The organism is Exiguobacterium aurantiacum (assembly GCF_024362205.1).
Taxonomy (GTDB): Bacteria; Bacillota; Bacilli; order Exiguobacteriales; family Exiguobacteriaceae; genus Exiguobacterium; species Exiguobacterium aurantiacum_B.
On sequence record NZ_CP101462.1, the window covers coordinates 2,587,046 to 2,606,386 of the forward strand.

The window sequence follows — 19,341 nt, forward strand, 5'->3', positions numbered from 1 at the left end:
GTTGTAGTGTAGCTAACCGGTTTGTGCTCTACACTCGTATTGTAGTCTCATCGTAAGCGCTTTCTCAATTCAATCCAGTTCATACTTTGGCAACATTCTGTGCCAAATAAAAAAATGACCACGGCGGGTCATTTCTCGTGCAACGTGTCTTGAATCATTTTCTTCATACATTCATGAAGCAAGAGACGCAGTTCTTTCTTTGATCCGTTACTGTATAAGTTCATATGTCGTTCGCTCTCAATCAATGATCCGCTGACAGCACTCAAAAATTGGAGTTCGACGTCCTCTGCCTCTTCCGGAGCGAGCAGGACGAGCAAACGCGATACCGGCTCGGTCGATTGGTCCATCATGAGGAGCGGGATCGAACGGTTCAAATCGAAGGCGAACACGCTCGCCCGTTCGATTGACGCATGACGTCCATGGAACAAGGCCAATTTCGTGCCCGGAATCCCGAGCCCCGCCACTTCGTGACGTCGGAGCAATTGGGCTGACAATTGGATGCCGCTTTCAACGAGTCCACGCTCTTCAAGATGCGTCCCGATATCGAGCAAGATGTCTTCAAGCCGGTCGCTATTATCGAGCGTGACGAGATCGAACTGTCGGTCCATCCGTTCGAACGTCTCGACGAGCGCACTGAGTTCATTGAAGTCGAGCATCGTCGAATGGCTCTTCTCTTTCGTCTGGAACGACTGCGGGAGTGACAACAGCAAGTGACGGACGCGTTGCACTTCTTCGTTCGTCAACAGCGGGTTGACGATGAGTGTCGGCACCGATAGCGGCGGCAACGGCACGGTCGACAAGATGACGTCATAGTCATCGAGCCGATGCTGTTCGAGACCGAACAACGACGAGTTGACGACGTCTTGCATCTCCGGGAACTCTTGTTTGACCCGGTTGACGAGCATCTTCGAGGAGCCGAGACCGGCCGAACAGACGACGAGGGCACGATACTCCCGGCGCCGGACCGGCTTGACGAGCGCGGCGGCGAAATGCATCGCCCAAAACACCGTCTCTTCTTCCGTGAACGTGTTCGTCCCGAAGACGATATCGGCCGCCTGTTGGATGGCCGACCGTAAATGTGGATAGTCACGGTCGATGTGCGGCCGGACCGTGTCCGTATCCGGAAGCACCTGGGTATTCATGCTCGATAGGATATGGGCGAGGAGCCCTTTCTCGAGCGCGGCATCGTCCGTGAAGGCGAACCCGTGGATGAGCGAGACGTGATGGATGAGCTTATGGACGCGAATCTGCATGACCCAACGTTCTTCTTCGTCTTCTTTCATCTGTTCCTTCAACGACCGGAGCCGATTCGCTTCCTCGGCAAACCAGACCCGCTCTGCCATCGAGAACGGCGTCCCGAGCGCCGTTTCCATGTCGTGTGCGACTTTCAAATAATCATCCGAGCGTCCTTTCGTATACATCTCGAGGAAGAAACCGGCGTCCAGACGGGCTTGTTGCACACCATAGGCGAACGTCACCCGCATGATGGTCCGGTCATCCATCCGCTCATACGGATGTTCCTTTAGATAGTCGTAACCGTCACGGAGCGCCTCGAGCATGACGTCACACGGAACCGTCTTTAAAAACGCCGGTATATAGTCATCCTCACCGCGGACGAAACGATAGAACGCGAGCGTGTCCCAATGGGCGAGGAGCGCATTGATCATCAGCTTCCGCTTCTCGGCTTCAAGGCCGAGCACACGGGCCCCGACCCCTTTCTTCCGCTCGACTTCGAGGTGATACTCGTCGAACCAACGATCGAGTTTCTCGAGGTCTTGTGTGAGCGTGCTCGGGGAGACGTGCATCTGTTTCGCGACCGCCTGCAGTTTGAGCGTGTCTCTTTCAAATAAAAGCCGCCAGGCGAGCTCGAAGATGCGATCCTCGGCCGTCGGAATCGCTTCGGCCGACAAGATCAAGTCTTCGCGCAACTGTTGCTTCGCATCGGAACGACCGATGAGACTGAGACCGTGCCCGCGCTGCCAAGCGAGTTCTAACTCGAACTCGCGCAAGATGCCCTCGAGCAGTTGACGCTCCCGTTGAATCGTCCGCTCAGACAAATTGACCGCTTGCGCGATTTCCGCGAGCGGTGTCGACGTCTCCGTTGCCAATAGATGTAGTAAAATCGAGCGCTCCCGGGCGCTCCACTCATGTTTCATATGCATTCACCCATTCCTCGACGAGTTGTCGATATTCCGTGAGCGATAACATGTGTCTGACCGAGCGAACGTGCGCGGTCGGATGATCGATCGTCGCTGTCCCGGCTTGATAGATGATCCAATCCACGTCTTCCGGGACGTCTCGATACGTGCCGTGTTGAATCACACACGACAATTTCCCAGAACACGCTTCGGCAAACAGCTTCGCCGCCATCGCGCTCGTGACGAACCCGCATGGACAGGCAATATATACGTTCATGTCAGACCTTCTTTCATCGCTTATCTTTATATAACCATACGATGCAACCGCTTACTTCACCTACTATTTTGCTTGTTGGCAAAGATATCGGCAAGCAGTAAAAAGCATCTTTCCTCAATCGGAAAGATGCTGTGTCTAAAGTTAGGCGGTCTTCATGCGATTTCGTGTATGAATCGACTTCATGACGGCCCGGGCAATTGGTTGGGCGAACAACAGCTCGACCCAGAACGCGATGCCAAAGTTACGGAACCACGTCGGGAAGAAATGTTGTAGCGTATCAAAATTGATTTCCCCCATTCCAATCCAAGGTCCGAGAATCGTCATGAACAACGAGATCAGCGAGACGTTCAACACGATGTTCAATAAGATCCGGGCGTTAAAGCCGTCCATTTCTCCGGCAAATCGTTTGAACAGGAACCCGGCTACCGGTTTGACGATGAAGCGAATCAAAATCATGAGCGCAATCCAGGCGAACGGGATGATTTTGAGCGTGTCGATATAATGGGCGACACTAAAGCCGCGTTCCATCCCGACGATGATCGGCGCAATCGTGTTCACGGACAAGATCGAAATAATCAGCATGAACAAGACGCCTTCTTTAGGATTTTGAGGTAATCGGTCTTCTTGGTACATAAGTAAGCCTCCATACAACATATGATTTCAGAGGGTAGACGTATCTTGCGACATATATTTTCGGTCTGAGACCGATATCTCTACGAACTGATTGTCATAGTGTAGCAAGTTGGAGGCTTGCTTCGTAAGCATTATTTTTAAAATTTATTCGACCGTCACCGATTTCGCCAAGTTGCGCGGTTTATCGACGTCGCAACCTCGAGCGAGAGCGGCGTAATACGCCATGAGTTGCACCGGTAGCACCGTGATGAGCGGCGCGAGGATCGGTTCGACGTGCGGCAAGATGAACTCGTCGTTCTCGTGCTCGACGCCTTGCATCGAGATGATACACGCGTTGGCACCACGGGCAACGACTTCTTTGACGTTACCGCGAATGTTCAAGTTCGTCTTCGGTTGCGAGATGAGCGCGATGACCGGTGTCCCGTCTTCAATCAAGGCAATCGAACCGTGTTTGAGCTCTCCGCCCGGATACCCTTCTGCTTGGATGTACGAGATCTCTTTTACTTTGAGCGCGCCTTCGAGACAGACCGACGCATCGAGTCCACGTCCGATGAAGAATGTGTTCGGTGTCGTCTTCAAGTAACGGTCCGACAAATCTTCGAACAGCTCTTTTTGCGACATGATCGAGTCCATGATTGTCGCGACACGCGCGAGTTCTGGCATCAATTCGAACGGCAATTCTTTCCCGTTCGCCCGAGCGATGTCGTAGGCGAGGATCGCGAGCACGGCGATTTGGGCCGTGTATGCTTTCGTCGACGCGACCGCGATCTCTGGGCCGGCGTGGAGGAGCATCGTCTCGTTCGCTTCACGCGAGAGCGTCGATCCTGGCACGTTCGTCATCGTCAGCGCCTTGTAACCGCGCTTCTTCACTTCGACGAGGACGGCCCGGCTGTCGGCCGTCTCTCCCGACTGTGACAAGAAGACGAAGAGCGGACGTGAACTTAAGAGCGGCATATTGTAGCCGAACTCTGACGAGACGTGGACCTCGGTCGGGATGCCGGCAATCCGCTCGAGGATGTCTTTTCCGACGAGCCCAGCGTTATAGCTCGTACCGCAAGCGACGATATAGATGCGGTCCGCTTCCGAGACGAGCGAGCGCACGCCTTCCGTGAGCTCGATGTCACCGTTCTCGTTCTGGTAGTGCTGGATGATGTTGCGGATGACGGCCGGCTGCTCGTCCATCTCTTTCAACATGTAGTGCGCGTACGTGCCCTTCTCGATGTCTGACGCATCGATCTCGGCCGTGTACGGCGCACGCTCGAGGACGTCACCGTCGAGTGTCTTGATCGTCGCCGATTCGCGCGTCAAGATGACGATTTCGCCGTCGTGGAGCTCGAGGTACTGGTCCGTCACCTGGAGCATCGCCATCGCGTCAGACGCCACGACGTTGAACGTGCCGTCCCCGAGTCCGACGAGGAGTGGTGACTTGTTCTTGCCGATATAGAGACGTTCTTGATCTTCCGAGTCGATCATCGCGATCGCGTACGAGCCGTGGAGCTCAGACAACGTCTTGCGGAACGCCGCCTCGACGTCATTTAGCACGACGAAGTTCTTCTCCATGAGCTGGACGATGACTTCCGTGTCCGTCTCCGAGAGGAACGGCACGTCGAGCGTCGCCTTGATCTGCTCGTCGTTCTCGATGACACCGTTGTGGACGAGCGTGAAGCGGCCCGTCGTGCTCTGGTGCGGGTGGGCGTTCGGGACGCTCGGCACGCCGTGTGTCGCCCAACGTGTGTGGCCGATGCCGATGGCGCCTTCCGCTTCGACCGGTACGATGTCACGAAGTGCGGCGATGCGACCGACTTCTTTGAATACATGGACATCATCACCGACGAGCGCGATTCCGGCTGAGTCGTAGCCTCGATACTCGAGCTTCTCCAACCCTTTCAATAAAATCTCTTTCGTTCCGACTTGACCAATCATTCCTACAATTCCACACATACAAAAATCTCCTCTATATTCGATTTCTCGAAAAAGGAAACGGGCTTTTTAGAGTGCTGTCAACGTGTTCCTCGTTGTCCGTCCGGTCACCCGAACGTTTTAGAAGAACACTTTTAGTCGTGACAGGCGACTAGGAGGCATCCGCCGAAACATCGATTACCCCCACCTCGTCAACTCCGCAGAGTTCTGGCGCTTTTCCTTCATAGCTGGCCGTTTCTCCAGATACCCTTTCATGCTAGCCGGTCTCGATTGAAACCGAAAGCGTTTATGTCACAACCGAATCCGATACTTTTTTACTGTTCATGTAAAAGTCACCACTTTCACTAAAAAGCTACTTTTTTGAACAGGCTTGTCCCGGCGAGCTCGTTCGGGCATGATGGAAGTATCTATTAGATGGAGTGGAGGAATGGCTATGAATATCGTCTTTCTCGTCATCGGCATCATCTTATCGACCGCATCGAAATGGCTGCAAATCGAAGGACGGAGTGAAGTCGGGGATTTTCTCGTGTTTCCGGCCGCCTTTTTCTTGGCGCTCGCGCTCATGTTCAGCTTCCCGTTCTTTAAAGAATGGTGGGACGACCCGTCGCTCCGTCCGAAGGCGTATCGCTTTGCCGGGCTTGCTGCCGGCGGCGTCTTGTCATTCCAGCTCTTCGCCTGGCTCCTGTTCGGACAAGGCGAGTGGATCGGAAGTATGTTCTTGATCCCTTTCTTCATCTGTCTCTACTTCGTCATCCGTACGTTTAAATGAAAAAGGGGGAGCGCCTAAGCGTTCCCCCTTTTAGGTGATGTCGAGGTCGAGTAAGACTCCATAGTGATCACTCGGCAACACGTCGGTGTCCGTGACGGACGTCTTTCCAAACACGTCTACGTTCGAGATGAAGGGGACGTCCCCTTCATCGTGACGCAATAACATCCAATCATAGCGCGACGGTTGTTTCAGCAAGGAATCCTGCTTCAAATACGGGTTATGTACATAATCCAACGTCGGCTCATCCCCACCACGACCACACAGGGCGACATCCATCCACCGATGCCCGGTCAAATAACGATGGATCTCCGACTGAGGGTCGTCATTGAAGTCCCCGCACAACAGCTCGTAACGTACTCCCGCTCCAATCCACTCGCGGACCGCCCGCACTTGTGCTTCCCGAATGTCCGGCGACCGCCAATTCAAATGGACGTTCGTCAACCCGAACGTGTGGCCTGCCACTCGGAACGTCACCCGCATCGCACAGTAGTTCGCTTCTTCCACATCGTGGTGCCAAATCGCATCATTCATATCGAGCGGAATGTGACTTAAGACCGCGAGTCCTTCATCGGGTGAGTCCGGATAGGCGAGAAATATGCAAAACGGATAGCCCGTTTCGTTGGCAATCTGCTCGGCTACACTGATGCCTCGCTCCCCTCCTACATGCGTTTTGACTTCTTGAAGCGCTAGTACATCTGCGTCAATCATCTTCACTGTGGCACAGATGGACTCAATCCGCTCCGACCATAACGTCGGATTGTTCCAAAGGTTGAACGTCGCAATCTTCATGTACTGGCTCCACTTTGTTGCACATCTGTCAGCACAAATTTTTCGTTTTCTTGAAGCTGTCGAATCGTCTCGTTCAACTCACCGACCGTGTTGTCTAAATAGTAACGGTCCGGTGCACCCGAGTTTCGAAACTCGTTCCGCAATATGAGGACCCGCTCCCCCATCTGCGCATCGCTCGGCCGGTGTTGATCACGTTGGACGTGAACGTCTTGATCTGCCCATAAGATGACGTAGCGCACTTCGATGTCCTGCTCGATCCAGTGAGCCGTGTAGCGCTTCACGTCTTGCCAAAAGGCGACCCAGTCCACGACGACGTCATACCCTGCCTCAAGAAAATTTTCGGTCAACGCGACGATGTTTTTCCACACCAGGTCGTTCGCCCGCTCGGACTCCCACGGTCTTTCACGACCGGACACCGTCATATGACTGATGTCATCCCCAGACACGTATGCACTCTTCTCCATAGCTTGAGCGAGCCGTCTCGCCGTCGTCGATTTCCCGACACCGGCCGGACCTGAAATGATCCATACTTTCCGATTCATCATTATCCTCCTTAACATATAAGAGGAAGCGCCTAAGCGCTCCCCCACTTTTGTTCTTCTTGCAATTCGGATTCCGTGACGTAGTTGTCATCGAGTCGAACCATATGCCGCTCGTAAAGACGATGCTCGAGAATAGCGAGCACGTATCCCCCTAACCCAATCAAAGCGAACGTTTGGAGTGAAATCAAATCCGTGAGCAATGCGTAAACCCATAATATGAAGAAGGGTAACGTCACGAGCCCGAAGATGGAGTTAAGATGGATGAGGCGTTTTGCTGCATCCGACTTCAAAAACTGCTTTTTGATGTTCTCTCGTTGCCACATCTTACGAAAATCAGGCAGACCCGCTACGACGCTGAGGAATATGACCGTCATTGGTGAGAGCCAATTATACTCTAACGAGAAAAATAGAAGAGCGGCAAACACCGCTGACAAGAACACGTGCGTGGAATGCTTTCTCTGATCGAACGCCGTCAATTCACGCATTTGGCTCCGTTTATCCATGACCTTGCTCCTGTTCAATGTCGCGCGCTTCCCGAATCAATTTCAAATCCTCTCCCGTCAAATAATGACCGTCATGCTTTTGGATGATGCGGTCGAGCCATCTGCCGAAAAAGGCTGCTCCCCAGAAAAAGGCTTGCGACAACAAGAATGCCTGGAACGTTTGTGGTTGTGTCGTCTCATAAAATACGACGATCCCGTAGTATCCGATCGCGCTAAACCCAATCAAATAAACCATGTACCGCAGCGTTAGCAGCTTGCGTGCTTTTTCGTTTTTCACGAACCGGAGCCACATGAGGAATCGAGTGGTTTCGATGCTAATCAACATAGCGAAAATCACAACTAAAAACACTAGGAAAAATGAATCGGGCATCTCCCAGTACGATGCGTAAACGAGCATCCCAACGATTGCAGAGACAGCCACGATACCAAAACCCCAACCGGTCCACTTCTCAAATCGAAGAATCGTATCAATTTGTTGTTTTGATTGTGGTGATAACTCCATTCAACTCATCCTTTCGAGTATTTCATCATATGCCGGCATCATCGAATCACACGCCGTGTTTTTTGCTAAATGACAAATTCGAACCGTTTTACCAACTTCTACTTTCAAAATCGTATTGATTTGTAATTTTATTCTTGGTGATAGTTCCATGAGTCTTTCTCTTTTTCCAATATATCTGAATAGGTTAGCAACTGCGGTTGATGCAGATCGATTCGTTGTTTCCACTTTTTCTCCCGATAAGATCCTGTTAAATTCCAAAGGGCGACTACGCCGCCAGTTAAAATAAAGGCACCCTCGTTTACGTACAGCGGAATGAACAGCGCAAATAATGAAGCGGCCCTAATCCAGCAGTCAACGAGTCGGTAACGTAACACCTGCACGACAGCTTGATGTTCGGCAAAATGACGTACGACTCGATACTCCATGTATCCTTTATACGCCATTCCCATAGATACGACCAACATGACTGGGATGACCCAGGTCGCCTGTGTCCATAACATAACAACTAACGAGATCAGGAAAATGAATAGTATCGGCCAGCCAAAGAGCCGTTCGAATTGTTTGGCACGTTCTAACGAGATATCAAATTGACGATCCATTTGGAACCTTCCCTTCAATCACTTCCTCATACGTCGGCAACTCTGGTTCGACCTGTTTGAGTTTTTTGACAAACCACTTCTGCCGAATCGGACTCAAAGCTCCCCATATCCCAAAAAAGAGACCAATCAAGAGACCAAGATTTTCCGCTGTCAGCAGCGTCACCATGAGTGTCGTCAACAAAAACGCGTCCACCAGTTCAAAAACGTATTGGAGAATGAGGATCCGATGCGCCTTAGGATGCTCCGTCATCCTCCACATGATGCGCATTTCTTTATAGCCTGTCGCGATGATTATGAAAGAGACCGAACCCATGATGGGAATGAGCCACATTTTCTCCAGCAAGAGGGCGACGATGACGGCTGTGACATATAGTATCAACACCGGAACACTATATCGCCGCATCTGTTGAATCCAGTTCACATCTCGCTCCATCCGTTATCCCTCCTTGTCCAAACTTAAATACTCAACATCCTGTCGCTTCGATTGTGTTTCAACGTTCCACGTCCATAGCAAGGCTCCTCCGATGAAGATCATCACGCATACGTACGCCACGTTTGATGTGAACAAAATCTCATGATTCAATACAAGAAAAAATGCGACACTGTTTATTCCGTCTCGAGCAAGTTGGCGACGATACAATTCCTTCAATTCTGGATGGAATGTTAGGCGCATACGATAGCGTTTCATATATAAAAAATTGAATGGAATGAGTGTACACGCGATGTACAGGGCGCCCCACTTGAGGTCATCCGTCCACAAACTAACCGGTAGCATCAGGACGAAAAGCGTTCCAAAAAGACCAAAGATCCATTGCTGGAACAGACGATTCCATGCTTTCTCTTGTGTCATCCGCTCATTCATCGCTTTTGTCGTTCCTTCTCTGATTGCTCTAACAATGGGACACGTTCACTTAACTGCTTCTGGAATGATCGACCGAACACTACCCATAGGAGCAGTACAATGAATATCGTCAAACTGTCATATTGCAAGAAGAGGAGCGCTGCGGTTATTGAAATGAGAATCGTCGAGTTCACCAAATCAGATACGAGATCCCACTTAAGTAATCGCACTAAATCTTGTTCGCATATATGTGCACGCCGCATTCGATACGTTTTCACATCCAACACAATCATGGCGATTCCAATCACGACAAGCGGAATGGTCAACCATAAATAACTTCCGAAGAAGGATATGGCGAGCGCCATCAATGCGAACGCAAGGGAAGCATAGCTTATGCGAAGAGGTGACTTCCCCCATGTATCCTCCTCCATATACCAACGTGTCTCTTTCACTTAAGGCACACCCTTTCATTACAATGCTTACCTTACTGATACGTGCCCTATCACCTAATTGTTTCATATTTTCCAAATATTCTCGCAATGAATCGTTCGACGTTTTTCAACAATTGCCGAAGGATTGTCCGCCATCCATAGATGATTTCTGATATACTGATAGCGTATTCATACCTACAAATTTTTATGTGAAAGGTGCAGACCCTGATGGCTCCAAAGTATAAACAAGTCGCTGAACAGATTGAGACGGACATTATGAATCACGTCTATCAACATACGAACAAGCTCCTCACCGAGGACGAATATGCTACGAAATACGGCGTCAGCCGCAATACGATTCGAAAAGCGATTGAGATTCTCGTCAACAAAGGTTATGTCTATCAAGTCCAAGGGAGCGGCGTCTTCGTCCGTGACCATTACATGAGCGATTACGTGAACCTCGAGAAGTTGCAAGGTCTTACGAGCGACTTCAGTGGACGGAAAGTCGAAACGCAAGTCCTTGATTTCGAATTGACGACAGCGAACGACGAAGTCGCCGAGCGAATGAAGTGCAACGTCGGGACACCCGTCTACTACGTCAAACGTCTCCGACTCGTCGATGACCATCCGTTCTCGGTCGAGGATTCGTATTTCCGGAAAGATCTCGTCGTCTATCTCGACCGGAACATCACCGAGAAGTCGATCTACAACTACTTCCGCAACGATCAAAAGCTCGCCATCGGTTTTGCCGACCGTGTCATTTACGCCGATTTTTTGAACGCAGAAGACGCGACACTGCTCGGACTGAAAGAGAACGACCCGGCCCTCCTCGTCGACAACACCGTCTATTTGACGAACGGTCAAATCTTCGACGTATCGCGCTCGACACATCATTTCCGCCATGTGAAGATGCTCAAAGTCTCTAACATCAAGTCCTAAACGCGCTCGAGAGATTGTTCTCGTGTGCGTTTTTTTATGTTCACATTTCGGACGAAAAGAAAGGGTTTACATGTAAGCGGTATCGTGCTACTATCAACTTGTAGAATTTGTACCTATGAATTTTGGTTATCCATACAAAAAGGAGAGATACTATGGTTTCTGAAACAATCGAAATTACTCCCGAAGATATCTTCGGTTTAATCGCCCTTTCAGGCGACGCCAAAGCGAGCTACCATCACGCGATGCTGTTGATGCAAGAAGGCAAAGCAGATGAAGCGGCTGAAGCAGTAAAAGCTGGTGACGCGACTTTGAAAGAAGCACACGCCATCCAAACGAAATTTGTCACACTCGAGGCACAAGGGAAAACGGCTACAGTCGGCGTTCTCATGGTGCACGCGCAAGATCACTTGATGAACACCATCCTCGTTAAAGAGATGCTCGGCTATATGATGAACATGCAAAACGAAATCAACCAATTGAAAGGAATGGATCAAAAATGATGAAAATCGGACTCTTCTGCGCAGCAGGTATGTCAACTAGTATGTTAGTAGAAAAAATGAAAGCGGTTGCCACTGAACGAGGCATCGATGCTGAAATCGCTGCTTACCCAGAATCAGAAATGGAAACGTACGTGGACAACCTCGACGTCGCGCTTCTCGGACCACAAGTAAAATACTTGCTCTCGAAAGGCAAACAAATCTGTGAGCCTAAAGGCGTTCCAATCGACGTCATCAACACAGTCGACTACGGCATGATGAACGGAACGAAAGTATTAGACCACGCGTTAAAACTCGCAAATAAATAAACTGAGGTGACCACTTTGAAAATGCCAAACAATTTCTTGTTCGGCGCTGCATCGGCTTCTTACCAAGTCGAGGGCGCATGGAACGAGGACGGGAAAGGACTCTCGAACTGGGACGTCTTCTCGAAAATTCCTGGAAAAACATTTGAAGATACGAACGGCGACGTCGCCGTCGACCATTACCACCGTTATAAAGAAGACATCGCACTCATGGCGGAGATGGGACTCGAATCATACCGTTTCTCGATTTCATGGCCGCGTGTCTTCCCGAACGGCACAGGTGAAGTGAACGAAAAAGGGCTCGAGTTTTACAACAACTTGATTGACGAGTGCTTGAAGCACAACATCGTCCCGTTCGTGACACTCTACCACTGGGATCTCCCGCAAGCGCTTGAAGAAAAAGGCGGCTGGAAAAATCCAGAGACGGTTGACGCATTCGTCCGTTTCGCCGATACTTGCTTCCAATCGTTCGGCGACCGTGTCCGTCACTGGATCACGTTCAACGAAGCGGTCATCTTCTGTTCACTCGGCTATTTGACTGGGGCACACCCGCCAGGCATCGAAGGCGACGTCAAAGGATACTTCCAAACGACGCACCACGTCTTCGTCGCTCACGCTCGTGCCGTCGAGTTGTTCAAACAAAACGGATATGAAGGCGAAATCGGAATCACACACGTGTTCAACCCGGCTTTCAGCATCGATGACGCCGAAGAGAACAAGTTCGCCGAAATGCACGCGAACGCTTACTCGACACATTGGTTCTATGATCCGATTTTGAAAGGTGAATACCCAGCGTACGTCGTGAAAGGACTCGAGGAGCAAGGCCTTCTCCCTGACATGACAGACGAAGAGCTCGACCTCTTGAAGCGCACGGCTTCGATGAACGACTTCATTGGCCTCAACTACTACAGCCCGCAACGCGTCATGAAAAATGACTCGGCGCTCGTCATGGCCGGTGGCCGTGAGAACTCGACAGGCCGCCCGGGTAACCCATCGTTCGATGGCGTCTATAAGACGGTCATGATGGATGATAAGGTCTACACGAAATGGGCTTGGGAAATCTCACCGGAAGCGTTCCTTGACGGCATGCACATGCTCAAAGATCGTTACGGCGATGTGAAAATCTACATTACAGAGAACGGTCTCGGTGATGTAGACCCAATCGTGGACGGAGAAATCGTCGACGACGCGCGCATCGAATATATCGAAGGTCATATCCGCGCCGTGAAACACGCTGTCGAACAGGGTGTCAACGTCGCAGGTTACTACGCTTGGTCGGCCATCGATCTTCTCAGCTGGCTCAACGGATATAAGAAGCAGTATGGCTTCATCTACGTTGACCACGCCAACGGGCTTGCTCGTAAGAAGAAAAAATCGTTCTACTGGTACAAAGATATTATCGCTACTCGCGCTGAAAACCTATAAGGAGGTTCCCCATGAGCCGCTTAGAAACCGTATTTGAAAAATTCACGCCAGGGTTCGTTCGTTTCGCGAACGCCAAGCCCGTCCTTGCAATTAAGGACGGGTTCATCCTGACGATGCCGATGACGATCATCGGGTCATTGTTCTTGCTCATCCTCGCGCTCCCGATTCCAGGCTGGGCCGAATTCATGTCAGGTCTGTTCGGAGCCGATTGGACGCTCCCCCTCACGCAAGTCGTCGGTGCGACGTTTGACATCCTTGCTTTAATCGGTGTTTTTGGAATCGCTTACTCGTACGTAAAAAACGAGAAAATCGAAGGCGTACCAGCTGGTATCCTCGGAATCATCTCGTTCTTGATTATCACGCAAGCGTCTGTCCTCTCTGAAGGTGGAGAAACAGTCGGCGGAGTCATCCCGAAAGTATGGACAGGCGGACAAGGTGTCCTCGCTGCCATCGTCGTCGGATTGGTCGTCGGATTCATTTATTCGCAGTTCATCAAACGCGGAATCAGCATCAAAATGCCTGACGGTGTTCCACCAGGCGTATCGAACTCATTCTCAGCACTCGTTCCTGGTCTTGCGATCATCACACTTGCGGTTGCGACGTTCGCGACTTTCCAAGCGGTTGCCGATCGTACGTTCACAGAAGTCGTCTATGACGTGCTTCAAGCTCCGCTTCAAAACTTGACGGACACACTTGCTGGAGCCGTTATTATCATGGTGCTCATGTCAGTCATGTGGTGGTGTGGAATTCACGGTGCCGCGATTATCATGGGGATTATGGGACCACTCCTTACAGCAAACGCGCTTCAAAACCAAGCAATTCTTGATTCAGGTGAAACACTCGTAGCCGGTGAGAATGCGAAAATCGTTACAATCCAGTTCCTCGACGTGTTCACGAAGCTCGGCGGATCAGGAATCACAATCGGATTCATCATCGCAACACTCATCGTCGCCCGTTCGGCTCACTTGAAGCAACTCGGCAAGCTCTCGCTTGCGCCAAGTCTCTTCAACATCAACGAGCCGGTCATCTTCGGGATGCCGATCGTGTTCAACCCGATCATGTTCGTACCGTTCGTCATCGTTCCGGCGATTGCTTCGTTCATGGTCTACTTCTCAATCCTTTGGGGTTGGGTCGACCCGTTCAACGCGCTTCAAGTGCCTTGGACGACACCACCGGTCATCTCCGGTTTCTTAATCGGCGGATGGCGTGCAGCGCTCTTACAGATTGTTACGATCGCTATGGCCGTAGCCGTCTACCTCCCGTTCGTTCGCATGCAAGACCGCGTCTCGTACGGTGAAGAGTTGAAAGCACAAGAAGAATCAGACAAAGCGTCAGCCTAAGCAAAAAACGACAGCCCTTCTCATCACAGAGAAGGGCTGTTATATTTAGGGAAACAAGTAATAATGTAGGTGGTTATCAGACATTGTCTACTTAATCGACACTAGTAAAGAATTAGAAAGGACCTCTATGACAAGAAAGAACCTGCAATGGATCGCGTTTGCTATCGCTATATTGCCTACGTTCGCTCTAGCGATGGCTATGATTGTCGGATTTCAGTTATCAAGAGAAGACACGAGAACTATCTTGTCTATAGCTTACGGGCTATCGGTGGCCCTACTCTTGATTTCTCTTCTTCTACCTAAGATAGTTACTAACAAATAGATAAGGAGTAACTGAATATGAAAAACTACACCCCTAGCTTCATGATCTTATCGAGCGCAGCGCTCGCTTTCGGGCTTGGGTTCAAATCCATCGTCCCGTACGCGATGTTGATTGGCATCGGGCTACATATGATTTTTCTTCTATGTGCCGCCTACTCGTTAGGCAAGTACCGGGCCAATAAATCACAACTCGATTCGTAACGCCATGACACTTACTGTCACGGCGTTTTTTTCATCTGTTTCGTCTTATTACAAATCACTCTCACGTTCCCGGATCGGAAATTCAGCAGCGATGTCCCGTAAGCCTTTTAGGAAGCGTTCCACGTTCGCTACAGAGGTTTCAAAGTTAATATCAAGTTCTTCCATCTCGTCCCCGAGCGGGTGCTCCAGATGGCCTCGCACGTCCACCTCATCCCCATCGCCGTCTCTCCTCGTCACCGTCAAGCGGATATACGGTTCTGTCGGTTCGAACTCGACCTGTTGCACGTCACCGGCAACGAACGACTCAAATACCGGTATGTAGTGAGCGACGAGCAGACTGTCGAGCATAATGTCATCGAACGTGATCCGATGGTCCGGTGCATGAAACCCGACCCAATTCCGATGCCACGCCGCATCATGGATGTTGTCGGCGTCAGGATAGGCATACGCATAGCTCTCGATCGTCACATCAATCGTTTCGTCACGCGACGCCAACTTCGTGAGCGCCATCGTCAACTTTCCTTCCTGAGCGAATAGCCGTCAATCTCCTGCAACCGCATCCGTTTCTGATCGACAGCTGCATGAACGATGACCGTCACGCCTGGGTTGAGCTCCATCATCTTCTTGATTTTCGTCAAATCGTCGCCTTTGATCTCGACCGGCAAGACGAATTCGCCTTCTCTCAAATGGATGAACTTGATCTTTCCTTTGTCGTCATAACCTGTCACTTCGTACGTCGCATACTCGCGTTTCATCAACATCTCCCCTTCTTCCGAATCAATCTCCACACCGAGATCACGAACTTCCCGTTCCCGTTCAATCCGTTTGTCGCGTGCAATCAGTCCTTTCACGCCTAAAAAAGAGGAGAACAGGACAAAAAAAATCACGAGGACGTTAAAATAGACGAACCCATATAGTAGCCCGTACAAGAACCAGCACAGCAACGACATCATCATGAGCGAGGTCGTCTTATCCTGTTCTCGCTCTTGATCCGTCCTATGGTGTAACGCCATCGTCCGTCCTCCTCTCTCTACTTCTTACGTTCCCTGCTTGAATATGTTCCACACAAAAAATCCATCCCTGTAGCGGCAGGGATGGATTCGTCTTACGCCTCGACGCTATCCGCGTGTTTGGCTTTATGGTCGCCGATGACGCCGGCGTACCATTTCGCGCTGTCTTTCCAGACGCGCTCTTGCGTGTCGAAGTCGATGTAGAGGATGCCGAAGCGTTTCTCGTAACCGAAGCTCCATTCGAAGTTGTCCATGAGCGACCAGAGATAATATCCGGCGATGTTCATGCCTTCGTCGTTCAAGTCGGATACGGCTGTGAGGTGCTTTTTAACGTAGTCGATGCGTTTCACGTCATGGACTTCGCCGTTCTCAAGCACGTCGTCGTAAGCCGCGCCGTTCTCTGTGATGATGATTGGAAGGTCTGTGTACTCGTTACGTAAGCGACGGATCAGGTCTTTGAATTCGTTCGGGGCGATATCCCAGCCCATGCCCGTCTTGTCGTAATCGGAGTACGCAGCCACCGTCATGAAGTCGTTCGCCGCGCTGAACTCAACGAGTCCGCGGCTGTAGAAGTTGATGCCGAAGAAGTCGCACTCTGTCGAGATTGTCTCCATGTCACCTGGTTTGATGAAATCGTACGTGTGAACGTATTTCGCGAACAAATTCATCATGTCGACCGGATACTGACCTTTGAATACTGGGTCGAGGAACCAGCGATTCGAGTAGCCGTCCGAGTTATTTTGTGCGAGTCGATCATTCACCGAGTCCGTCTTCGCGTAGACCGGTGACAAGTTGAGCGTGATGCCGATTGGCGTCGTCGACTTCAACTCTTGCTTCAACAGTTCGACCGCTTTCCCGTGCGAGAGGAGCATATGGTGCACGGCGCGAACCGCTTCGTTCATGTCACGATGTCCCGGTGCATGAACACCGAGATGGTAGCCGAGGAATCCGGCACACCATGGCTCGTTGTGCGTAATCCACGAGTCGACGATGCCGTCGAGTTCATCAAAGCACACTTTGGCATAATCGAGGAACCAATCGACCGAGTCGCGGTTCACCCAGCCGCCTTCTTCATGTGCCCACATCGGGAGATCCCAGTGGTAGAGCGTGACGGCCGGCTTGATGCCTTCCTCACGGAGGCGTGTCGCGAGCGTCTTGTAGAACGCCATCCCAGCCGGGTTGAACTCACCTTTCGCCGGGAAGATGCGCGGCCAGGCGATCGAGAAGCGATACGTGTCGACACCGAGCTGTTTGATGTGCTGGATGTCTTCTTCGAAGCGGTGGTAGTGGTCGCACGCGACGTCACCGTTATGCTTCTCGAACACGCGGCCGTCGATGTCACAGAACATGTCCCAAATCGACGGGGTACGCCCGTCTTCGTTATGCGCACCTTCAATCTGATACGACGAAGTGGCCGTTCCGAAGACGAAGTCTTTGTTAAACTGCATAATCCATTCCTCTTTTCTCTCTAGTTATTCTTTGACCGCACCAGCCGAGATACTGCTGACGATGTATTTCGACAAGAACAAGAAGGCGATCATAATCGGCACGACCGAGATGGCGATACCGAGGTAAAGGGCACCGAGGTTCTCGGCGACCTGTGAACCTTTCAAGAAGCCCATGAGGACCGGCAACGTGTACTTCTCTGGTGAGAACAAGAGCACGAGCGGCATCAAGTAGTTGTTCCATGAGCCGATGAACGTAAAGATCGACATCGTCGCGACGGCTGGCATCATCATCGGGAGCGCAATAGTATGGAAGATGCGCAGTTCGCTCGCTCCATCGATTCGAGCCGCTTCAATCATACTGACGTGCAGCGTCGCTTGTGTGTACTGGCGGATGAAGAAGACGACGAACGGACTGGCGATCGACGGGATGATGAGCGGGATGAACGAATCAAGAATCCCGAGCGTCTTCGAAATCTCGTAGAACCCGATGAGTCCAAGTTGCCCTGGGACCATCATCATGACGAGCATGAAGATGAACATCACGTTTTTGCCTTTGAAGTTATAGAAGGCGAATCCGAACGCAGTCATCGCTGAGAAGTAACCAGAGAGCAATGTCACGAGCACCGCGACGATCAAACTGTTTTTAAAACCGGTCCAAATGTTAATATAGTCGCTCAAAATCGCATAGTTTTCGACGAGCGCCGATCCAGGGATGAGCGAGAAACCAGACATGATTTCACCGTTCGTCCGAGTCGCGTTGACGAGCATCATCAAGAACGGGATGAAACAGATAATCGTCAAGATAATCAAGCCCGTGTAAATTAAGCCACGGCTAAACCATTTCTTTTTCTGCTTCTTTACTGGCGGTTCCACGCGAAGCGGTTTCTCCTCACGCGGCGGCTGCACTTCGCTGTCGGCGAGCATACGCCGTGATTCTGCATTTTGTTCCATTGCTTATGCTCCCTTCTGCGCAGCGCGTTCTTTACGGAACATACCTTTGAAGACGATCGCCGAGAAGACGAGTGTAATCAAGAACAAGCCGTAAGCGACCGCTGCCGCATAGCCATAGTTGTTATACTTGAATGCTTGGTTGTACAAGTAGAGAACCATCGTGTTCAGTGAGCCATCTGGTGCACCGATTCCATCCGTCAATAGGAGCGGAAGATCGAACAGTTGAAGACCACCGATGAGCGATGTAATCATGATGTACAACAGAATCGGTTTGAGTAGTGGGACCGTGACGTTCGTGAACATCTGCCAACGGTTCGCGCCATCGATATGGGCGGCTTCGAAGAAGTCTTGTGAAATCCCCGATACACCGGCCATGACGATGATGAACGAGTGACCGAACCACATCCATGTCAAAATGAGCGAGACGGACAGTTGTGCCGTCACCGGTTGCGATAACCAATTGATCGGGTCTGAGATGATACCAAGTTTCAAGAGCATCATGTTGAGTGATCCATGCTGCCAGTCGAGCAAGATTCCGAACAAGAGCGCGACGGAACTGATTGTGATCAAGTTAGGAAGATAGAAGAATGAACGGAAGAACGCAAGGCCCTTCAGTTTCAAACGAAGATCTGAGAACAAGAGCGCGAGAGCCAGTGCGAGACCGATTTGCAAGACAAAGTTTATTCCCCAAATCTTAATCGTATTGACGAACGCCTCGATGAAGTATGTGTCTGTCAACAAACGCGCGTAGTTCGCGAAGCCGACGACCTCTTCTCCTTGGCTGCCGGTATAGTTGGTGAAACTGTAATAGAGGGTCAAGAAGACCGGATAGATACTGAATGTCAAAAAGACGACCCAAAATGGGGCAATAAACGCATAGCCGTAACGGTCAAGTTTTTTCACGTCATGTTACTCCTTCCATAGCAACCCTTCAAGGGGGAAATCCCCCCCACGGGTTAG

The 19,341-nt window shown here is 50.8% G+C and carries 23 protein-coding genes; 7 read left to right on the forward strand and 16 right to left on the reverse strand.

The window, feature by feature from the left end; genetic code table 11:
- Positions 1 to 128 precede the first annotated feature (128 nt).
- The 4 genes from NMQ00_RS13355 to glmS form a co-directional block, all read right to left on the reverse strand.
- Positions 129 to 2,156: a BglG family transcription antiterminator gene (locus NMQ00_RS13355; RefSeq protein WP_255177066.1), complete on the reverse strand. Its 2,028-nt coding sequence runs from the start codon at positions 2,154 to 2,156 to the stop codon at positions 129 to 131.
- Positions 2,146 to 2,415: a PTS sugar transporter subunit IIB gene (locus NMQ00_RS13360; RefSeq protein ID WP_255177067.1), complete on the reverse strand. Its 270-nt coding sequence runs from the start codon at positions 2,413 to 2,415 to the stop codon at positions 2,146 to 2,148. Before NMQ00_RS13360 ends, NMQ00_RS13355 begins: the two co-directional genes overlap by 11 nt.
- A gap of 141 nt (positions 2,416 to 2,556) precedes the next feature.
- Positions 2,557 to 3,048, reverse strand: coding sequence for a DUF2798 domain-containing protein (locus NMQ00_RS13365; protein ID WP_255177068.1), 492 nt, complete (start codon positions 3,046 to 3,048; stop codon positions 2,557 to 2,559).
- Positions 3,049 to 3,192: 144 nt separating this feature from the next.
- Positions 3,193 to 4,989: a glutamine--fructose-6-phosphate transaminase (isomerizing) gene (gene glmS, locus NMQ00_RS13370; RefSeq protein ID WP_255177069.1), complete on the reverse strand. Its 1,797-nt coding sequence runs from the start codon at positions 4,987 to 4,989 to the stop codon at positions 3,193 to 3,195.
- Between the two features lie 412 nt (positions 4,990 to 5,401).
- Here glmS and NMQ00_RS13375 point away from each other — a divergent pair, with 412 nt between their 5' ends.
- Positions 5,402 to 5,737 carry a hypothetical protein gene (locus NMQ00_RS13375; protein WP_255177070.1) on the forward strand — a complete coding sequence of 112 codons (336 nt, stop codon included), beginning with the start codon at positions 5,402 to 5,404 and terminating at the stop codon, positions 5,735 to 5,737.
- A 30-nt stretch (positions 5,738 to 5,767) separates the two neighbouring features.
- On the opposite strand, the gene NMQ00_RS13380 is transcribed toward NMQ00_RS13375, so the two are convergent.
- The 7 genes from NMQ00_RS13380 to NMQ00_RS13410 form a co-directional block, all read right to left on the reverse strand.
- The gene (locus NMQ00_RS13380; RefSeq protein ID WP_255177071.1) at positions 5,768 to 6,526 is read right to left on the reverse strand and encodes an endonuclease/exonuclease/phosphatase family protein; all 759 of its coding nucleotides are present in this window, start codon (positions 6,524 to 6,526) and stop codon (positions 5,768 to 5,770) included.
- Positions 6,523 to 7,068, reverse strand: coding sequence for a P-loop nucleotide/nucleoside kinase family protein (locus tag NMQ00_RS13385; protein WP_255177072.1), 546 nt, complete (start codon positions 7,066 to 7,068; stop codon positions 6,523 to 6,525). The genes NMQ00_RS13380 and NMQ00_RS13385 overlap by 4 nt, the downstream gene beginning before the upstream one ends.
- Before the next feature lie 32 nt (positions 7,069 to 7,100).
- On the reverse strand, positions 7,101 to 7,571 hold the full coding sequence (locus tag NMQ00_RS13390) for a hypothetical protein (RefSeq protein ID WP_255177073.1): 471 nt from the start codon (positions 7,569 to 7,571) through the stop codon (positions 7,101 to 7,103).
- Positions 7,564 to 8,073: a hypothetical protein gene (locus NMQ00_RS13395; protein ID WP_255177074.1), complete on the reverse strand. Its 510-nt coding sequence runs from the start codon at positions 8,071 to 8,073 to the stop codon at positions 7,564 to 7,566. Before NMQ00_RS13395 ends, NMQ00_RS13390 begins: the two co-directional genes overlap by 8 nt.
- A 128-nt stretch (positions 8,074 to 8,201) precedes the next feature.
- The gene (locus NMQ00_RS13400) at positions 8,202 to 8,672 is read right to left on the reverse strand and encodes a hypothetical protein (RefSeq protein ID WP_255177075.1); all 471 of its coding nucleotides are present in this window, start codon (positions 8,670 to 8,672) and stop codon (positions 8,202 to 8,204) included.
- A complete protein-coding gene (locus tag NMQ00_RS13405) occupies positions 8,656 to 9,105 on the reverse strand; it encodes a hypothetical protein (protein ID WP_255177076.1) in 450 nt (149 codons plus the stop codon). The genes NMQ00_RS13400 and NMQ00_RS13405 overlap by 17 nt, the downstream gene beginning before the upstream one ends.
- 3 nt (positions 9,106 to 9,108) lie before the next feature.
- Positions 9,109 to 9,534 carry a hypothetical protein gene (locus tag NMQ00_RS13410; protein ID WP_255177077.1) on the reverse strand — a complete coding sequence of 142 codons (426 nt, stop codon included), beginning with the start codon at positions 9,532 to 9,534 and terminating at the stop codon, positions 9,109 to 9,111.
- A gap of 638 nt (positions 9,535 to 10,172) precedes the next feature.
- On the opposite strand from NMQ00_RS13410, the gene NMQ00_RS13415 reads away from it, so the two are divergent.
- From NMQ00_RS13415 to NMQ00_RS13440, 6 genes are all read left to right on the forward strand, one after another.
- Positions 10,173 to 10,883: a GntR family transcriptional regulator gene (locus NMQ00_RS13415; protein WP_255177078.1), complete on the forward strand. Its 711-nt coding sequence runs from the start codon at positions 10,173 to 10,175 to the stop codon at positions 10,881 to 10,883.
- Between the two features lie 152 nt (positions 10,884 to 11,035).
- Positions 11,036 to 11,383: a PTS lactose/cellobiose transporter subunit IIA gene (locus NMQ00_RS13420; RefSeq protein ID WP_034781561.1), complete on the forward strand. Its 348-nt coding sequence runs from the start codon at positions 11,036 to 11,038 to the stop codon at positions 11,381 to 11,383.
- Complete coding sequence (locus tag NMQ00_RS13425) at positions 11,380 to 11,688, forward strand: PTS sugar transporter subunit IIB (protein WP_303825812.1); 309 nt, start codon at positions 11,380 to 11,382, stop codon at positions 11,686 to 11,688. Before NMQ00_RS13420 ends, NMQ00_RS13425 begins: the two co-directional genes overlap by 4 nt.
- A 15-nt stretch (positions 11,689 to 11,703) precedes the next feature.
- Entirely contained in the window at positions 11,704 to 13,110 is a 1,407-nt protein-coding gene (locus NMQ00_RS13430) for a GH1 family beta-glucosidase (protein ID WP_255178726.1), read from the forward strand.
- Positions 13,111 to 13,121: 11 nt separating this feature from the next.
- On the forward strand, positions 13,122 to 14,450 hold the full coding sequence (locus tag NMQ00_RS13435; RefSeq protein ID WP_255177080.1) for a PTS sugar transporter subunit IIC: 1,329 nt from the start codon (positions 13,122 to 13,124) through the stop codon (positions 14,448 to 14,450).
- Positions 14,451 to 14,789: 339 nt separating this feature from the next.
- Positions 14,790 to 14,972: a hypothetical protein gene (locus tag NMQ00_RS13440; RefSeq protein WP_034781551.1), complete on the forward strand. Its 183-nt coding sequence runs from the start codon at positions 14,790 to 14,792 to the stop codon at positions 14,970 to 14,972.
- A 48-nt stretch (positions 14,973 to 15,020) separates the two neighbouring features.
- Here the strand turns inward: NMQ00_RS13440 and NMQ00_RS13445 are convergent, their stop codons facing one another.
- The 5 genes from NMQ00_RS13445 to NMQ00_RS13465 all read right to left on the reverse strand — a co-directional run bounded on the left by NMQ00_RS13445 (position 15,021) and on the right by NMQ00_RS13465 (position 19,284).
- Entirely contained in the window at positions 15,021 to 15,482 is a 462-nt protein-coding gene (locus NMQ00_RS13445) for a WapI family immunity protein (RefSeq protein ID WP_255177081.1), read from the reverse strand.
- 2 nt (positions 15,483 to 15,484) lie between these two features.
- Complete coding sequence (locus NMQ00_RS13450) at positions 15,485 to 15,985, reverse strand: hypothetical protein (protein ID WP_255177082.1); 501 nt, start codon at positions 15,983 to 15,985, stop codon at positions 15,485 to 15,487.
- 92 nt (positions 15,986 to 16,077) lie between these two features.
- The gene (locus tag NMQ00_RS13455) at positions 16,078 to 17,430 is read right to left on the reverse strand and encodes a GH1 family beta-glucosidase (protein WP_255177083.1); all 1,353 of its coding nucleotides are present in this window, start codon (positions 17,428 to 17,430) and stop codon (positions 16,078 to 16,080) included.
- A gap of 24 nt (positions 17,431 to 17,454) precedes the next feature.
- Entirely contained in the window at positions 17,455 to 18,381 is a 927-nt protein-coding gene (locus tag NMQ00_RS13460; protein WP_255177084.1) for a carbohydrate ABC transporter permease, read from the reverse strand.
- Positions 18,382 to 18,384: 3 nt separating this feature from the next.
- The gene (locus NMQ00_RS13465; protein WP_021065310.1) at positions 18,385 to 19,284 is read right to left on the reverse strand and encodes a carbohydrate ABC transporter permease; all 900 of its coding nucleotides are present in this window, start codon (positions 19,282 to 19,284) and stop codon (positions 18,385 to 18,387) included.
- Between the last annotated feature and the right edge of the window lie 57 nt (positions 19,285 to 19,341).

Excerpts from the sequence above, each read along its gene's own strand:
- NMQ00_RS13450 (WP_255177082.1), bottom strand. The coding sequence starts at position 15,985 with ATGGCGTTACACCATAGGACGGATCAAGAGCGAGAACAGGATAAGACG.
- NMQ00_RS13440 (WP_034781551.1), top strand. The coding sequence starts at position 14,790 with ATGAAAAACTACACCCCTAGCTTCATGATCTTATCGAGCGCAGCGCTC.
- NMQ00_RS13420 (WP_034781561.1), top strand. The coding sequence starts at position 11,036 with ATGGTTTCTGAAACAATCGAAATTACTCCCGAAGATATCTTCGGTTTA.
- NMQ00_RS13360 (WP_255177067.1), bottom strand. The coding sequence starts at position 2,415 with ATGAACGTATATATTGCCTGTCCATGCGGGTTCGTCACGAGCGCGATG.
- NMQ00_RS13455 (WP_255177083.1), bottom strand. The coding sequence starts at position 17,430 with ATGCAGTTTAACAAAGACTTCGTCTTCGGAACGGCCACTTCGTCGTAT.
- NMQ00_RS13395 (WP_255177074.1), bottom strand. The coding sequence starts at position 8,073 with ATGGAGTTATCACCACAATCAAAACAACAAATTGATACGATTCTTCGA.
- NMQ00_RS13385 (WP_255177072.1), bottom strand. The coding sequence starts at position 7,068 with ATGAATCGGAAAGTATGGATCATTTCAGGTCCGGCCGGTGTCGGGAAA.
- NMQ00_RS13365 (WP_255177068.1), bottom strand. The coding sequence starts at position 3,048 with ATGTACCAAGAAGACCGATTACCTCAAAATCCTAAAGAAGGCGTCTTG.
- NMQ00_RS13425 (WP_303825812.1), top strand. The coding sequence starts at position 11,380 with ATGATGAAAATCGGACTCTTCTGCGCAGCAGGTATGTCAACTAGTATG.
- NMQ00_RS13400 (WP_255177075.1), bottom strand. The coding sequence starts at position 8,672 with ATGGATCGTCAATTTGATATCTCGTTAGAACGTGCCAAACAATTCGAA.
- NMQ00_RS13380 (WP_255177071.1), bottom strand. The coding sequence starts at position 6,526 with ATGAAGATTGCGACGTTCAACCTTTGGAACAATCCGACGTTATGGTCG.
- NMQ00_RS13405 (WP_255177076.1), bottom strand. The coding sequence starts at position 9,105 with ATGGAGCGAGATGTGAACTGGATTCAACAGATGCGGCGATATAGTGTT.
- NMQ00_RS13435 (WP_255177080.1), top strand. The coding sequence starts at position 13,122 with ATGAGCCGCTTAGAAACCGTATTTGAAAAATTCACGCCAGGGTTCGTT.
- NMQ00_RS13355 (WP_255177066.1), bottom strand. The coding sequence starts at position 2,156 with ATGAAACATGAGTGGAGCGCCCGGGAGCGCTCGATTTTACTACATCTA.
- NMQ00_RS13390 (WP_255177073.1), bottom strand. The coding sequence starts at position 7,571 with ATGGATAAACGGAGCCAAATGCGTGAATTGACGGCGTTCGATCAGAGA.
- glmS (WP_255177069.1), bottom strand. The coding sequence starts at position 4,989 with ATGTGTGGAATTGTAGGAATGATTGGTCAAGTCGGAACGAAAGAGATT.
- NMQ00_RS13375 (WP_255177070.1), top strand. The coding sequence starts at position 5,402 with ATGAATATCGTCTTTCTCGTCATCGGCATCATCTTATCGACCGCATCG.
- NMQ00_RS13410 (WP_255177077.1), bottom strand. The coding sequence starts at position 9,534 with ATGAATGAGCGGATGACACAAGAGAAAGCATGGAATCGTCTGTTCCAG.
- NMQ00_RS13445 (WP_255177081.1), bottom strand. The coding sequence starts at position 15,482 with ATGGCGCTCACGAAGTTGGCGTCGCGTGACGAAACGATTGATGTGACG.
- NMQ00_RS13415 (WP_255177078.1), top strand. The coding sequence starts at position 10,173 with ATGGCTCCAAAGTATAAACAAGTCGCTGAACAGATTGAGACGGACATT.
- NMQ00_RS13460 (WP_255177084.1), bottom strand. The coding sequence starts at position 18,381 with ATGGAACAAAATGCAGAATCACGGCGTATGCTCGCCGACAGCGAAGTG.